The organism is Neorhizobium sp. CSC1952, from assembly GCF_030378245.1.
Lineage (GTDB): Bacteria > Pseudomonadota > Alphaproteobacteria > Rhizobiales > Rhizobiaceae > Neorhizobium > Neorhizobium oryzae_A.
Genome location: NZ_CP128416.1, coordinates 1,890,334 through 1,905,654, shown reverse-complemented (window position 1 = coordinate 1,905,654; position 15,321 = coordinate 1,890,334). Strand labels below are relative to the sequence as shown.

The window sequence follows — 15,321 nt, the reverse complement described above, 5'->3', positions numbered from 1 at the left end:
CCCCTGAAGGGGTGCCAAGGATTATCCCGGCACGATGATAGCTCGTGCCTCTACAAGGCCGATCCATCTCGTTTTCAACACCATGGCGCGATGAAGAAGACGATGACAGCAGGCACATAGTAGAGCCAAGTCAGCCAACTTCGTCTTTCGCTCACCGGCCTCAGCGAGTGGCACCAGGTGATGCGCTTCAAACATAGCGTCCTGGAGAGGCTCCTTTAGGTCGGGCCGTGCCAAATCACAGATCTCACAGCGCAATCCTGCGGAGCGACGATCGTCCAGGAGCATCTTGCGCACCTTAGGATTCCGTTCCCGCCGAACATGCAAGGCGGTCAAGAGTCGCCCCTCGCAAAGCTCCTGCTCGATTTCCGGCAGTTGCTCGGCACCAGCGACGGCAATACCTACCCTGATTGCAGCCGCGAGCGTATGAACCTCGTCTTCCCTCTCCCCAAACTCCTTCCATATCTGGCGATCCATGGTGGAGACGTTGCCCAGCCCCTTGCCGGTGGCTACCTGACGCAGGTTCATCAATTTGAAGCCTACACCATCCGGATTGCGAAAAGTCGGCTGCTTGGCTGCCTCCGCATGATAGGGCAACGATCGGAGGAGGTTCGACAAAGCTATGATCTCGGGAGCTTTGGGTGACGGGATCAGCCCCTTGAGAGTGAAATATAGATCGAGCGCGAGGAGCGTCTCGTCGCGCGTCCACTTTGGATTGCCGTGCCCCTGCGTGACTGCCATTATCCCCCTACCTCGCCTGTTACCGTGATCACTAACCTTGCCCTCCAGCAACCTACAGAATATGCAGCAGAGCGCATGTAAAGACCTTGTCAGCCCTCGGCATTTATAGTTTGATAATGCCGGGCTGGGAAATTGTTCATGCGTAAATTACTTCGATCTGTCGCCGCGGGTGCTGTGCTGGGCGTGACTGCGATGGGCACACCTGCCATCTCGGCTGAGAAGAACTTTGGGCCCTTTATCGTGGATGACGCCAAGCCGGATGTCATAACGATGAACGGCGATATCGACGTCGGCTCAGCACTCAACTTCCGGCGGGCTCTTCACGCTGCGCCAGGCGCCAAGCTCGTTATCCTGAACAGTCCAGGCGGCACCGTGCAGATGGGTCTGCTGATGGCGGACGACATTCATGAACGGAAGCTCGCAACTTACATCCCGAAAGACAGCGCATGCCTATCGGCATGTGCTTATATGTTCCTTGCGGGTGTCGAGCGGAGAGTCGACGGCAAGCTCGGCGTGCACCAGATCTCGTCTGATACGTCGGATCTTGTCGGAGCACAGCTCACGATTTCCGACATTATTGATCTCCTCAACCGCTTCGATACTCCGGTTGACGTGTTGAGCGTCATGTTCAAGACGCCGCCGAATGACATGCACGTCTTCACTCCAGAAGAGATCGAGCGTTACAAACTTAATCGAACCGGCGAAGAGTCAAAGCCCTCGGCTGTTGCTGGCCCGCCGACAGCGCCAGAGATAAATCCGTCGCCTACAGACGTGGAGAGCACCCCGAAACCGGCCGCACCGGGTCAGTCGCAGCCAGCCGACACAGCTGCCGTCACGTCAACGACCACGCCGCAGACGCAAGCGAAGCTCTCTCCGATCGAAGAGTTCACGAAGCGCCCAAACCGGATCGCCATCTACACCGGGCTGGATCTCTTCGGCGACGACCTTTCCTCGATCCGAGCAAGCGACGCTGCCGAATGTGCCCAGAACTGTCTGGTCATGAACGGTCAATGCAAGGCATTCACCTTCAACACCAATCCCAAGATCACAAAAGGGCCGAACTGCTTTCTCAAGTCCAGTGCCGGCCGGGCAGATGGTAATAGCGTCGCCTTTTCGGGCAGATTCCTCAGTGGTGTCGATGCTGATCCGCCTATATTTACGCTCGGAATGATCGACCCGGAGAGCGCACTCTTTCACGACGTTGATCTACGAGGAGGCGATCTCTCCTCGCGCCCCCACCGCACTGCCAAGACGCCCCTCGATTGCCGCCTCGCCTGTGTCGACGACAATCGCTGTCTGGCCTTCACCTATAATTACCCGAAGAAACAGTGTTGGCTGAAAAGTGCGATCGGCACACCGATGCCAGGCAACGGAATGGTAAGCGGCGTTAAGAAATTTCAGAGCTTCTCGCCGGCAAAGATCATTAGCTTGAATTGAGAGACGGCGGTGCGATTTTCTGAAGAAGTATGTGAGCGGCTTGACAATTACGTCTACCGCCTTATCGATCCTCGAAACGGCGAGACGTTTTACGTCGGCAAAGGGCGGAACAATCGCGTGTTCGATCACGCAGCCGGCGTTCTGGATGTGGCTGACGACGACAATCAAACACTGGGGTCGAAGCTTGATCGCATCCGCGCGATAAAGAGCGCTGGGCTTGAGGTGCTACACATCATCCATCGGCACGAGATCCCTGACGCAGCGGTTTTCGAGGTCGAGGCTGCACTCATCGATGCTTACCCAGGACTCACGAACCTTCAGGGTGGGCACGCCAGCAGTGACCGCGGCCCCATGAACCATCTGGAGCTAATCGACAAATACAGCCTGCCGCAATTTCCCTCGAACCCCGAGCATCGGCTCGTTTTGATCAATATCAATAAGCTGGAAGACCGCTTCGATCGTCGAGCTATCTACAACCTGGTTCGCTACTGCTGGCGGATATCGAAATCCCGCGCCGAAAAGGCGGAGTATGTGCTTGCCGTGGTGCGAGGTGTGGTTGTTGGAGCCTTCAAACCGGAGAATTGGATGTCTGCGACGAGGGAGAACTTTCCAGATATCCCGTATGCCAATGGTTCTGAACTCCATCGAATCGGCTTCACTGGCATCGAGGCGCCGGGGGACATTTGGAACCTCTACGTGGGACTTCGGGGCAAACGTGTCAGCGATCCTCGGCTCAAGCACAGTCAAAATCCCGTTCGCTTTTGGAACTGTTAAATCCCCCTCAACGGTGGACCGAAAAAACATCCAGCAACTCGCCGCTGACGTGATCCGAACTTTGAACACCCGACGACTCCAGTGTCGGTAACGTTGGTTCGGTTGAGCTTGACTGCGTCCTCTGAGCTTTCTGATCGTCCCCATGTGATCTCCCGAAATCGGTGGAGACCTGGCTTAGGACCGCCCCGGATTGATAACCAAGTAACATCCCGTGATATCGAGAAATCCCGCGAACTCGTAAGCGAGCGTTATAAGTAACGTTCGCGTTTTAATTGTTGCTTTAGAGTCAACCGCTACACCACTACGCGGGAGGGCCGAGAAAATGATTGCCAATGAAGTTACGCGACTAGAGAAGAGCGCCAAGAAATTGGCGCAGGAGAAGGGCTGGGGATTCGGCAAGTTACTTGGGCACGGAGCGAGTGCTGCGGTTTTTGAAGTAATAACTGATGATCAAACCGCAGCTCTTAAAATTTATCATCCTAATTTCCTTAAAGGTAACGAGGGAGTGGTTAGCAGAGCGCGCCTCGATATTGTTCGAGAGAAGCTCCTAGCGCACGCCTGCCCGACACTAGTTCGCACTTTCGATTGTGGTGAGTCCGAGGGCACCGTTTATATGTTGATGGAGCATGTCCCGGGCCTTTGCCTAACCGATGCTCTGAAGCTTGTGACTGGAGACAAGATCGAAGGTCTCGTGAAGCAAGTAGCAGACGCTGCGAAATATTTGGAGGACTTAGGTATATGCCACCGAGACATTAAACCGGACAATATCGTTGTTTCCGCGGACTTTAAAAAGGCCACGCTACTGGATCTGGGGGTGGTCCGCCTGATCGATAGCGTAGAGGGTTCAGGCACCGATGATTCGGGCCAACTACCCTTTGTCGCAACCGCGCGCTACAGCTCGCCGGAGTATATGTTTCGCCTGTGGCAGCCTGGGCCTGAACTATGGCGTGCACTAACATTCTATCAGCTAGGCGCTGTCATCCACGATCTACTCGCAGGAGAGCAGCTTTTTGAAGAGGTCGTAAGCAAGGGTGCGGGAAATCGCTATCTGATAGCTCACGCGGTGGCGGCGACCGTGCCCGCCGTTCCCTTCCGATCAGATGCTCCATCCTACCTTACCGTTTTAGCCCAGCGGGCTCTTCAAAAAGATCCAAAGACGAGACTTCAGGTAGTGACTTGGGATGATTTCACTCAGAATCGCAAAAAGCAAAATGAACTACTTCTGGGCATAAGGAAGTCTCAACCTTCATCCGTAGCCGCGCAATCCATAGATGTTGGAGACCTTAGCCGCTACATCCGCAATTTCATCAACAAGAAACTGACAGACAATAGAATAGACTGCTCACACAAGGTTGCATTCCTCGGGAAAAGCAGTTTTTGTGTATCAGTAACTTGGGACGCGGATCTACCAAACCAAGCTAAATTGAAGTTACAGACGGAGCTGACTTTCGAATTGAAAGACGGAACCATCACCATACACGGTGCAGCACGCTCCAAAGAATATACAGCAAAGACTGCCGAAATGACGATTTTATGCACTTCGGCTGAAGACCCGTCCGTCGCCGAACAGTCCTATGAGACGTTTCTCGAAGTGTCTGCAAAGGTATTTCAATGTCACTTGGATAATCCTGGAGAAAAAACGCAATGAGCTTATTATGGCGACGTCGACGCGATCTTCATCAAGATCAGATCCACGCAATCGAGGGTCTACAGCCGAATGGAAGGTATATCTTAGTAGGACCGCCGGGGAGTGGCAAAACCAGCATCCTACTCCACAGAGGTCAATACCTGCGCCTTCCTCCGCACCAGCTCGCCAACACTAAACTAATTACGTTTAATCGAACTCTTCGAGAGTTTATTTCTCTAAGCGGAGACAACCGCTTCCCGCCAGAGCTAATTATTACTATGCGATCGTTTGTTGATCACTTTTTTGCATCCTATGGCTCTATTCCTCCCTCGCCAACAGGAAATCTTCTTGATGTGAACAGGGAGCGCGCCCGAGTGGCCATTGAGTTACTACAGTCTCGCGGACGACTAATGTCGTTTGACGCCCTACTTGTTGACGAGATTCAGGATCTTGCTTTTGAGGAGCTTGATTTTCTGAATCGGCTTACAGATCGTCTTATGCTGGTCGGCGATGATCGGCAGCGTGTCTATGACGGGGGAACAAGTTTCGATCTCGCCACCGAAATTTGCGATCAAAGAGTTGACTTAAGGCATCACTTTCGCATCAGCGACGACATCTGTTTATTGGCGGATAGGATTCTAGTTCAGGGCGATTATTCGCTGTCGGAATATTGCCACTATAATGGCCCGACACCGACTCCTCCCCGATCAATTGGCCCTCTTTCAAGGCAAGCACAAATCACCGCTCTCATCAGCGCCCTAGACATTCAGCTAGACACGTATAATGAACCAGGGGATCTAATCGGAATCGTTGTTCGCCGCCGAGCTGACTGCGACGCGATCTTCCAAGCCCTTGAACAGGTGACAAAAATGGCGGGAAAGTCAGCAGTCTTTCACTCGGGAATTGTGGATCGCCATTTCAGCGAGCAATGTCGAATTTGTATCACAACCATTCAATCTTGTAAGGGACTGGAATTTCGGGCGCTGCATTGGCTCTTTGCCGACGACGACGCTTATCTAACGCGCCAGAAAGCCTACACGGTGGTAACTCGCGCAAAGACGTCGCTGGCAGTTTATTACGATGATGCTCTTCCGGAGATCTTGGCGGCCGCCTTCCCGCCCCCAGCACAGGGACTATTTGATGATGATGAGTAATAAAGACTTATCGTTCGCCCTCGTGGAACGTGAGGAGTTGGCTCAGGTTCTTCGCGGAGAAAGCGATGTCCGGGACCGAGCTACGCCGGCAGCATTCGCAATGCGCCACGAGATTTCGTCGAAGTCTCACCTCCTTGTCTGGCACGAGCAAAGCCCACGGCCAATCGCGATTGTTGTGCCGCCGCAAAGCCGAGACGATCTGCTCGCGTGGCTAGTAACATTTCACTCCGACTTAGCGCCGCTAACAAGCTGGTGCTACTTGGTGTCGACCGAAGATTTTACCCGTTATCATCAAGAGGTCCTGCGCTTCCCTTCTTTGAATGGCTTAGAAACGGGTTGGCTGGGCGCAATCATTGCCGAAGCAATGGCTTCATCGAACCGCGATGTCGACACGCTTTCGCTTTCAACATGTCTGGCAACCGACACGTTCGCTGTCGCCCGAACCGCGGCGTTGTATGGTGCCAAGAACGCATTGAGTTCGCTTGAGCGGCTGGAAGCAGCGAAGCAAGCGCTCCAACCTAAGCACGTGGGCGAGCGCTCTAGATCGCGGCTTCCGATTGAGGTCTTATTAAGCCTGATGCCAGGAGGCCCGGCTCCTTCCTCAAGAAATATCTCGATCATAGTAGATGCCTGCAAGTCGCTTGCTGTATCCGGCGATGATGCCCCGACGATAAACAACCTGGCCATCCGCGAACTAGTTCAGGCCTCGCCGCTCTTTGATCAAGTGGCTGGGATTGAGAAGATGCCCGCGGAGAACCGCATTCGCCTCTTGAGAAAAATTAGAGACGCGTCTCTTGGCGCCTTTCCTGGCGACAATGAGCTATATAACTTTGTCTCTGGCTATATAATTAGCCGTGTAGGCGGTGCAGAGCGCGACTTCAGGCTTGCTGATGACTTTCGAGATCGAGGAGAAGTCCTCGCATGGACCGCAATCTCGGGTGGGCTTGGCGTGGAAACGTTCTGGACGAACGCATTCGGGGGATTAGGGCGACTTTTGGCAAAGGAGCTTCTAAGGCCTTTCTCTCTTTGCGAATTTCCCGACGCTGACATCTCGGGCGATGAACTCCGTCATTTAGGGGTAAGGGCTGGCCGACCATCATTCAGGACTTCTAGTCGAAACGCAGCAGTGATTGCGCTGCGACCCGGAGTCAACGTGACCATAGCTTTGGGTGAGGTAGACAGGCCACCTACCAGAATCTCCAGCCCCCCACTGAAAGAATCAGCACAGTCGCAACTGACTTTTGATCTCAATCAGAGCCAGATTGAGATGCTCGTAGAACGTCTGCTGCCACTGCTAGAAAGTAGGCTCGCCACATCGCTGCCGAAATCAGGCCGGTATTCGAAGGGATCCAAATCGCAGAAGTAATTATGGCGGCCGGGCGATAAGGTCGAGCATTAGTGCAAAGGGTGCTCAGCAAGCAGGCACATGAGCTCTCTTGTGGAAAATCGCATCATTCTTCACTATGTGATTAACAGAAAAGCGCAGCGGCGAGGCGTCACTGCGCTCAAGTATGGCCTCTGGGAGCAAGCGAAGCACTCTGCAAGCGCACCAGAACCGAATGATCCGGATCCCCGGGAAGCTCTTAGCGCGGCCAATAAATTTCATATAGACCTGGTTCGGGAAACCAACCGCCATCGCGACCAAATGGCACGTGGAGAGCGCGGCTGGCTTGGCTGGTTTGTTGGAGGCCGAGCAACGCTACCAAGCATTTATAGCATTTCTCGCCGCTTCGCGAGGGCTGCTGATAGCTACGTGGTGCTTAACACAAGCGGCGACTCCAGAGGCCGAGCAGGAATTCTGGTCTAAGCAAGCCCAGAGGGGATTTGGCTTCGCAGCGACAGCCGCCGGCTTATTTTCGGCAGAAGCCTCAAGTGATCGTGCCGATAGTGCGGCCCTGACCAATACCGTCACCGGCATCGAAGATCGATAATATTCAGCAGATCGCGGGAAAGCCTTACGGCCGAAGGACCAATGTGGCGGAGAGGGTGGGATTCGAACCCACGATACGGTTGCCCGTATGCCGCATTTCGAGTGCGGTGCTTTCGACCACTCAGCCACCTCTCCGCGGAAACTGATGACGCGTTGGTCAGCGCGGCGTTCTCATAACGATGAAAGATGGGGCTGGCAAGGGGCGAATATCAAGACTTTATATCCTTTTGCCTTGACAGTTTTTTGTCTGTCGCGTATCCCCGCACGCGATCAGGCGTGGAAAAGTGTCCATGCCTCTTTGTTTGTGTGGAGGCAATCAATCTTCCGCGCAGATTTCACCGGCAGACAAGTTAAAAAGATCCCTCTTTCGAACCCCTGCCAGAGCCCGACTGATAAAAAGACGGCCGTCCCTTAAAGGATAGAGCCGGACCGAACATGAAAGGATAAAGAATGTTCGCAGTCATCAAGACCGGCGGTAAGCAGTACCGCGTGGCAGCCAACGACGTGCTTACCATCGAGAAGCTGGAAGCCGAAGCTGGTGCAGTGATCGAGTTCAACGAAGTCCTGGTCGTCGGCGAAGGCGCCGATGCCAAGATCGGCGCCCCGTTCGTTTCGGGTGCGACGGTCAAGGCCGAAGTGGTCGAGCATAACCGTGGCAAGAAGGTCCTTTCCTTCAAGAAGCGCCGCCGCCAGAATTCCAAGCGGATTCGCGGCCATCGCCAGCATCACACGGTTGTCCGCATCACGGACATTCTCGGCTAATCAGGATTTCGAAGGGTAAAGGAGAACACCAATGGCACATAAGAAAGCTGGCGGTTCGTCGCGTAACGGTCGCGATTCTGAATCCAAGCGCCTTGGCGTGAAGAAGTTCGGCGGCGAAGCCGTCATTCCGGGCAACATTATCGTGCGTCAGCGCGGCACGCAGTGGCATCCGGGCCAGAACGTTGGCCTCGGCAAGGACCACACGATCTTCGCACTCGCCGCCGGTAATGTGTCCTTCCGCACGAAGGCTAACGGCCGAGTATACGTGTCCGTAATGCCGAAAGCGGAAGCAGCGGAATAAGCCGGTAGCGCTCTAAAACAGCCGGCGTCTCATCGACCCGGCTGGCGCACAAGGTCAGTCTAAAGAAAAAAGGGGAGATGGGGCGCCACCCACCTCCCCTTTTTCTTTAACCCCGTAGAGGAGACTGACCATGCAAGGCGAATTACTGAGGGCGAGCCAATCCCGGCCGCCGGAGGAACGGTCCAAGGAACCGCTAAGACCCGAGCGGTTAAGAAGCGATTGCCCTGTCTTACTGTCGCAGAGACTGGTTCTCCGCGCTCCCCATGAAGAAGACATCGACGCCCTTGCCCATCTCGCCAACAATGCGAATATCGCGACCATGGTGTCGCGTATGCCGCATCCCTATACGGCAAAAGACGCCGCCGATTTCGTACGACGTGCGAAAGCCGGCGAGATCGGCAAGTGCGTCTATGCCATCACGCGAGGCGACAACGGCGCTTTCCTCGGTTGCTGCGCGCTGGAACCCCAGCGGGACGAGCGAACGCTCGAGATAGGCTACTGGCTGGGCGAACCCTATTGGAACAGGGGCTACGCGACGGAAGCCGCCCATGTGCTGATCGACATGGCCTTCCGCACCCGCAACAACATCGACCACATCGATGCGCGTTGCCGGGTGACCAACGTCGCCTCCAAGCGGGTGATCCAGAAATGCGGCTTCCAGTACCAGGGCACCGGCATGATCGATTGCCTGGCGCTCGGCGGCATGGTTGCCGTCGAATGGTTCCGGCTCGACCGCAAGACCTGGATGTCGCTCAGAAGCTGGGGAGAACTGAGATGAACGCCGCCGTTCTCCAGAAGACGAATGCGGCCGTAACGATGCCGGGCCCCTGCCCGGTCATTACCACGGAAAGGCTGGTCCTGCGTCCGCACAAGCTCTCCGACGCGCCGGCGATCGCCGAATCGCTCGGCGATTTCAAGGTCAGCCGCATGCTGGCACGCGTGCCGCAGCCCTATGACCGCCAGGATGCACTCGACTGGCTCGTGCCGCAGGCCTCCGGCCTCTTGCCGGACTGGATGCTTGCGATCACCACGGGCGACGACATCCATGTCGGCGTCGTGGGTCTGGAGCAGAGGCATGGCGGATGGCGCCTCGGTTACTGGCTGAACCGGCTCTACTGGGGCCGCGGCTACATGACGGAAGCGGTGGCCGGCACGCTGGAGCGCTTCTTCCGGCGCATGCCGGAGGTGCGGATATATTCCGGTGCATTCGCGGACAACCTCGCCTCGCTGAATGTCCAGAAGAAGCTCGGTTTCCGTATCATCGACGCGAACCAGATCTTCAGCATCTCCCAGAACCGCATGGTGCCGCATATCGAAACCATGCTGCTGCCCGAGGACTTCCGGCCAGCCGACCGACCGTGACCCTCATATGAAAACATCCGGCGGAGGAAACTCCGCCGGCCCTCACTCGACCTCGACCCAGAGCGGAAAATGGTCGGAACCAGACGCCGCATGGTCCACCCAGGCGTTTTTCAGACGCGGCGCCAGCCCGGAATTCACGAAGCAATGATCGAGATGCATCTTCATCGGCCCGTCGCCCGGCGGCTTCGCCCAGGTATAGCTTTCGGGCGTGAGCAGCCCGAGACGCTCCAGCACGTCGACCGGCTCGTTGGCGCGCAGGATGCGGCCGTAATAACGGTCCCGCTGCCCTGCCATGGCGATATATTCGGTCGATTCCGGTTCCATGTTGAAATCGCCCATCAGCAGAAAATCCTCCGGCAGCGGCGGGTCGGGAAAACCCTCTTCCGCGGCGCCGGTCAACGCACCGCCTTCGGCCACGAAATTCAGGACCCTTTCCTTCAGATAGCGGATTTGGGCAAGCCGCTCGTCCGGCGAAACGTGATCGAGATGCACGGAATAGACGCGCAGCGGCCCGCCGGGCGCGACGATGACGGCTTCCAGGGCGCCGCGCTGCAGGTTGAGCTTCTCGATCGTGCGGCTGCGCGGCAGGAGAAGATGGCGGGTGGCGAGGATCGGCCAGCGCGACAGGATCATGTTGCCGAACTGGAAGCGGCGCTCGACGCGGCGGCCGCTCTCGACGGAAACGTCGAGCAGCAGATCGCAAGGCGCGGCATAGACATGGAAATGGTCCGGGAAGAGATCGTCGAAACGGGCGACGAGATCGACATGGCCATTCTTCGGAAAACCGCGCGTCACTTCCTGCAAGGCGATAACGTCGGCCCCGGCGATACTTTCGGCGATGCGTTCGGGATCGAACCGGCCATCCATGCCGATCCCGTATTGGATGTTATAGCTGACGAACTTCATGATAGTCTTTGACCTCTGCCCCAACCGGCGATATCGAAACCCACCGGATGCCAACATAAAACAAGGCGCTCCGACTAACACGAGACTGACGGCAGTAAGATGAAATTTCTCGACGAGGCAAAGGTCTACATACGCTCCGGCGACGGCGGCGCGGGCGCGGTCTCGTTCCGCCGGGAAAAATTCATCGAGTTCGGAGGTCCGGACGGGGGCGACGGCGGCCGCGGGGGTGACGTCTGGGTGGAGGCCGTCAACGGCCTCAATACGCTGATCGACTTCCGCTTCCAGCAGCATTTCAAGGCCAAGACCGGCATCCATGGCATGGGCAGGAACCGCACCGGCGCCAATGGCGGCGACGTGACGCTGAAAGTGCCGGTCGGCACGCAGATCTTCGAGGAGGACAACGAGACCCTCATCGTCGATCTCACCAGGGAAGGCCAGAAATTCCGGCTCGCCAAGGGCGGCAACGGCGGCTTCGGCAATGCCCATTTCAAGACCTCGACCAACCAGGCGCCCAACTGGGCAAACCCGGGTCTCGAAGGCGAGGAAAAGACCATCTGGCTGCGGCTGAAACTGATCGCGGATGCCGGTCTGGTCGGCCTGCCGAACGCCGGCAAGTCCACCTTTTTGGCGGCCGTGACGCGGGCCCGGCCGAAAATCGCTAACTACCCATTCACCACGCTGCATCCGAACCTCGGCGTCGCCACGATCGACGGACGCGAATTCGTGCTGGCCGACATTCCGGGACTGATCGAAGGCGCTCATGAAGGTGTCGGCATCGGCGACCGGTTTTTGGGCCATGTGGAACGCACCCGCGTGCTGCTGCATCTGGTTTCCGCAGTCGAGGAGAAGGTCGGCAAGGCCTACAAGACCGTGAAGGCAGAGCTTGAAGCCTATGGCGGCGGACTGACCGACAAGCAGGAAATCGTCGCCCTGTCGCAGATCGACGTGCTGGACGAGAAGGAATTGAAGAAGAAGGCGAAGGAGCTGGAAAAGGCCTCGGGCCAGACGCCGTTCCTGATCTCCGCCGTGACGGGCAATGGCATGACCGAGGTTCTGCGCGCACTCCGGGACGTGATCATCGAGGCGAGCGAAGGCGAGGAGACGGCGCTTCCCGACCGCTCCATGCCGGTCGGGGATTTCGACGAGGATGACGGGGAATGACCGCCGTCCGCAAACCGCTGGCCAGCCATCGCCGGATCGTCATCAAGATCGGCTCTGCTCTGCTCGTCGACCGCAAGACAGGCCTGAAATCGCAATGGCTGGATGCCATCTGCGCCGATATCGCTGCCTTGAAAGCGAAGGGCATCGACGTTCTGGTCGTCTCTTCGGGAGCGATCGCCATGGGCCGTACGGTTCTCGATCTGCCCTCCGGCGCCCTGAAGCTCGAGGAAAGCCAGGCGGCGGCGGCCGTCGGCCAGATTGCGCTTGCCCGCGCCTGGTCGGAGAGCCTGTCGCGCGATGGCATCGTGGCCGGCCAGATCCTGCTGACGCTGGGCGACACGGAAGAGCGGCGCCGTTATCTCAATGCCCGCGCGACCATCAACCAGCTCCTGAAAATCGGCGCCGTGCCGATCATCAACGAGAACGATACCGTCGCCACGACGGAAATCCGCTACGGCGACAACGACCGGCTGGCCGCCCGCGTCGCGACCATGACCAGCGCCGATCTTCTGGTGCTGCTCTCGGATATCGACGGGCTCTATACCGCCCCGCCGCATCTCGATCCGGAAGCGAAGTTCCTGGACGTCATCCCGGCGATCACGCCCGAGATCGAAGCGATGGCCGGCGGCGCCGCCTCGGAACTGTCGCGCGGCGGCATGCGGACGAAGATCGACGCCGGCAAGATCGCGACGGGCGCCGGCTGCGCCATGATCATCGCGTCGGGCAAGACCGACCATCCGCTGCGGGCGATCGAACAGGGCACGCGCTCCTCCTGGTTCGCGCCTTCCGGCACGCCCGTGACGGCCCGCAAGACGTGGATCGCCGGCCAGCTTCAGCCGGCCGGCCGGCTTTTTGTAGACGAGGGTGCGGAAAACGCCCTCGGCACCGGCAAGAGCCTGCTGCCCGCCGGCGTTCGCCGCATCGAGGGCCATTTCCATCGAGGCGATACGGTCGCAGTCGTGGGCGTCGACGGGCACGAGATCGCTCGCGGGCTCGTCAGCTACGATGCCGAGGAAGCCCGCCAGATCACCGGGCGCAAGTCCGGCGAGATCGAAGCGATCCTTGGTTATGCCGGCCGCGCCGCCATGGTCCACCGGGACGATCTGGTGATGACCGGCTCGATCCGCCGCAAGACGAAAAAAGAAGATCACAGGGAGGATGCCGCCCATGCTTGACAAGGTTGCAACGACCGGCGTCGCCGCCGTGATGAACGAGATCGGCCGTAACGCCAAGGCGGCGGCTCAAGCGCTGGCGACGGCGTCGACCGAAGCGAAGAACAAGGCGCTCAATGCCATGGCGGACGCCATCCTCGCCGGCAAGGACAAGATCCTTGCCGCGAACGCCCTCGATCTGAAGAATGTCGAAGGCAAGGACCTGCTGCCTTCATTCATCGACCGGCTGACGCTGACGGAAAAGGGCATCGCAGGCATGGCGGAGGCCATCCGCGAGATCGCCGAATTCAGGGATCCGGTCGGCGAGGTCATCGCTGCCTGGGAGCGGCCGAACGGACTGAAGATCGAACGGGTTCGCACGCCGCTCGGCGTCATCGGCGTCATCTACGAAAGCCGCCCGAACGTGACGGCGGATGCCGGCGCGCTCTGCCTCAAGGCGGGCAATGCGGTGATCCTGCGCGGCGGCTCCGATTCCGCCCTTTCATCGCGGGCGATCCATGACTGCCTCGTGGCCGGCCTGAAGGCTGCGGGACTTCCCGAACATGCGATCCAGATCGTGCCGACAACGGATCGTGCCGCCGTCGGCGCCATGCTGTCGGGCCTCGATGGCGCGATCGACGTGATCGTTCCGCGCGGCGGCAAAAGCTTGGTGGCCCGCGTCCAGAGCGAGGCGCGCGTGCCGGTCTTCGCCCATCTCGAAGGCCTCTGTCACATCTATGTGGATGCCTCCGCGGACCTCGAAATGGCGAAGAAGATCATCGTCAACGCCAAGATGCGCCGTACCGGCGTTTGCGGCGCGGCCGAAACGCTACTTGTCGACAGCGCCGCGATCGGCACCCATCTGATGCCGATCCTCGAAGCGCTGACCGAAGCCGGCTGTGAAATCCGCGCCTCCGCTGCCGTCCTGAAGGTCTTCCCCGGCTTCAAGCCGGCGACGGAGGAGGACTGGCGCACGGAATATCTCGACGCGGTGATCTCGGTCGCGGTCGTCGACGGCATTTCCGGCGCGATCCGCCACATCAACACCTATTCCTCCAATCACACGGAAGCTGTCCTCGCCGAGGACCCGGCGGTCGTGGCGCGCTTCTTCAACGAACTCGATTCGGCGATCCTGCTGCACAATGCTTCCACCCAGTTCGCAGACGGGGGCGAGTTCGGCATGGGCGGCGAGATCGGCATCTCGACGGGCAAGATGCACGCCCGCGGCCCGGTCGGCGTCGAACAGCTCACCTCCTTCAAATACCGCGTGCATGGCACCGGACAGATCCGGCCCTGATCGCACGTGACGGAAGAGACGATCGACCGCCGCTACTTGGTTATGCCGCATGTGGAACGCGGCATGGCCGTCGGCCTTTTCGGCGGCTCGTTCAATCCGCCGCATGAAGGGCATCTGCTGGTCGCCGAGATCGCGCTGCGCCGTCTCGGTCTCGACCAGCTCTGGTGGATGGTGACGCCCGGCAATCCGCTGAAAAGCCGCTCGGAACTCGCTTCCCTGGCGGATCGGCTCGCCATGAGCGAGAGGCTGATCCACGATCCGCGCATCAAGATCACCGCGTTCGAGAAAACGCTTGGCGGCTCCTATACCGCCGATACCCTGGCTTTCGTGAAGGCGAAGAACCCGCATGTGCATTTCATCTGGGTCATGGGCGCCGACAGCCTGAGGACCTTCCATTTCTGGCAGAAATGGCGGGAGATCGCCTCGACCTTCCCGATCGCGGTCGTGGACCGGCCGGGTTCGACCCTGTCGTTCCTGTCGTCGAAGATGGCCCGCACCTTCGATTACGCCCGCGTCGACGAGGATGATGCCGGCACGCTCTGGAAACGTCGGGCGCCGGCCTGGACCTTCATCCACGGTCCACGCTCCGCCTTAAGCTCCACTGCCATCCGCGCCACCAACGACAAGAATTCAAGCCATGGCTGACCGGATTCGTACCTCCTGTGACGCAACCATGAAGATTTCGGTGGTGGCGATCACCTTTTCGGACTCTCCCTTGAAA

At 58.2% G+C, this 15,321-nt stretch carries 16 protein-coding genes and 1 tRNA gene; 14 read left to right on the top strand and 3 right to left on the bottom strand.

The features are described from left to right. Positions 1-21 precede the first annotated feature (21 nt). Positions 22-738, bottom strand: a complete 717-nt coding sequence (locus QTA58_RS09545) for an HNH endonuclease (protein WP_289672581.1) — start codon at positions 736-738, stop codon at positions 22-24. A 138-nt stretch (positions 739-876) separates the two neighbouring features. Between QTA58_RS09545 and QTA58_RS09540 the strand changes: the two genes are divergently transcribed. The 6 genes from QTA58_RS09540 to QTA58_RS09515 all read left to right on the top strand — a co-directional run bounded on the left by QTA58_RS09540 (position 877) and on the right by QTA58_RS09515 (position 7,661). After that, complete coding sequence (locus QTA58_RS09540; RefSeq protein WP_289672580.1) at positions 877-2,175, top strand: PAN domain-containing protein; 1,299 nt, start codon at positions 877-879, stop codon at positions 2,173-2,175. 9 nt (positions 2,176-2,184) lie between these two features. Further along, positions 2,185-2,949: a hypothetical protein gene (locus QTA58_RS09535; protein WP_289672579.1), complete on the top strand. Its 765-nt coding sequence runs from the start codon at positions 2,185-2,187 to the stop codon at positions 2,947-2,949. Between the two features lie 322 nt (positions 2,950-3,271). Continuing rightward, a complete protein-coding gene (locus tag QTA58_RS09530) occupies positions 3,272-4,597 on the top strand; it encodes a protein kinase (RefSeq protein WP_289672578.1) in 1,326 nt (441 codons plus the stop codon). Next, positions 4,594-5,730: an AAA family ATPase gene (locus QTA58_RS09525; RefSeq protein WP_289672577.1), complete on the top strand. Its 1,137-nt coding sequence runs from the start codon at positions 4,594-4,596 to the stop codon at positions 5,728-5,730. Before QTA58_RS09530 ends, QTA58_RS09525 begins: the two co-directional genes overlap by 4 nt. Beyond that, a complete protein-coding gene (locus tag QTA58_RS09520) occupies positions 5,717-7,096 on the top strand; it encodes a hypothetical protein (protein ID WP_289672576.1) in 1,380 nt (459 codons plus the stop codon). The genes QTA58_RS09525 and QTA58_RS09520 overlap by 14 nt, the downstream gene beginning before the upstream one ends. Positions 7,097-7,400: 304 nt before the next feature. Continuing rightward, positions 7,401-7,661 carry a hypothetical protein gene (locus tag QTA58_RS09515; RefSeq protein ID WP_289672575.1) on the top strand — a complete coding sequence of 87 codons (261 nt, stop codon included), beginning with the start codon at positions 7,401-7,403 and terminating at the stop codon, positions 7,659-7,661. Positions 7,662-7,705: 44 nt separating this feature from the next. Here the strand turns inward: QTA58_RS09515 and QTA58_RS09510 are convergent. Further along, positions 7,706-7,795, bottom strand: a tRNA-Ser gene (locus QTA58_RS09510). A gap of 315 nt (positions 7,796-8,110) precedes the next feature. Here QTA58_RS09510 and rplU point away from each other — a divergent pair. From rplU to QTA58_RS09490, 4 genes are all read left to right on the top strand, one after another. Next, positions 8,111-8,422 carry a 50S ribosomal protein L21 gene (rplU, locus tag QTA58_RS09505; protein ID WP_085421546.1) on the top strand — a complete coding sequence of 104 codons (312 nt, stop codon included), beginning with the start codon at positions 8,111-8,113 and terminating at the stop codon, positions 8,420-8,422. Positions 8,423-8,453: 31 nt separating this feature from the next. Then, positions 8,454-8,723 carry a 50S ribosomal protein L27 gene (gene rpmA / locus QTA58_RS09500; protein ID WP_037154138.1) on the top strand — a complete coding sequence of 90 codons (270 nt, stop codon included), beginning with the start codon at positions 8,454-8,456 and terminating at the stop codon, positions 8,721-8,723. Between the two features lie 130 nt (positions 8,724-8,853). Beyond that, on the top strand, positions 8,854-9,501 hold the full coding sequence (locus QTA58_RS09495) for a GNAT family protein (RefSeq protein WP_289672574.1): 648 nt from the start codon (positions 8,854-8,856) through the stop codon (positions 9,499-9,501). Further along, positions 9,498-10,085 (top strand): GNAT family N-acetyltransferase, encoded by a 588-nt coding sequence (locus QTA58_RS09490; protein WP_085421548.1) that lies wholly within the window; start codon positions 9,498-9,500, stop codon positions 10,083-10,085. Before QTA58_RS09495 ends, QTA58_RS09490 begins: the two co-directional genes overlap by 4 nt. A 42-nt stretch (positions 10,086-10,127) precedes the next feature. On the opposite strand, the gene QTA58_RS09485 is transcribed toward QTA58_RS09490, so the two are convergent. Continuing rightward, entirely contained in the window at positions 10,128-10,991 is an 864-nt protein-coding gene (locus tag QTA58_RS09485) for an endonuclease/exonuclease/phosphatase family protein (RefSeq protein ID WP_289672573.1), read from the bottom strand. 99 nt (positions 10,992-11,090) lie between these two features. Between QTA58_RS09485 and obgE the strand changes: the two genes are divergently transcribed. The 4 genes from obgE to QTA58_RS09465 are packed head-to-tail and all read left to right on the top strand — an operon-like array spanning position 11,091 to position 15,245. Further along, complete coding sequence (gene obgE, locus QTA58_RS09480) at positions 11,091-12,152, top strand: GTPase ObgE (protein ID WP_289672572.1); 1,062 nt, start codon at positions 11,091-11,093, stop codon at positions 12,150-12,152. Beyond that, positions 12,149-13,327, top strand: a complete 1,179-nt coding sequence (proB, locus tag QTA58_RS09475) for a glutamate 5-kinase (protein WP_289672571.1) — start codon at positions 12,149-12,151, stop codon at positions 13,325-13,327. Before obgE ends, proB begins: the two co-directional genes overlap by 4 nt. Beyond that, positions 13,320-14,600: a glutamate-5-semialdehyde dehydrogenase gene (locus QTA58_RS09470; RefSeq protein WP_289672570.1), complete on the top strand. Its 1,281-nt coding sequence runs from the start codon at positions 13,320-13,322 to the stop codon at positions 14,598-14,600. The genes proB and QTA58_RS09470 overlap by 8 nt, the downstream gene beginning before the upstream one ends. A gap of 6 nt (positions 14,601-14,606) precedes the next feature. Next, positions 14,607-15,245: a nicotinate-nucleotide adenylyltransferase gene (locus QTA58_RS09465; RefSeq protein WP_289672569.1), complete on the top strand. Its 639-nt coding sequence runs from the start codon at positions 14,607-14,609 to the stop codon at positions 15,243-15,245. Positions 15,246-15,321: the final 76 nt, after the last annotated feature.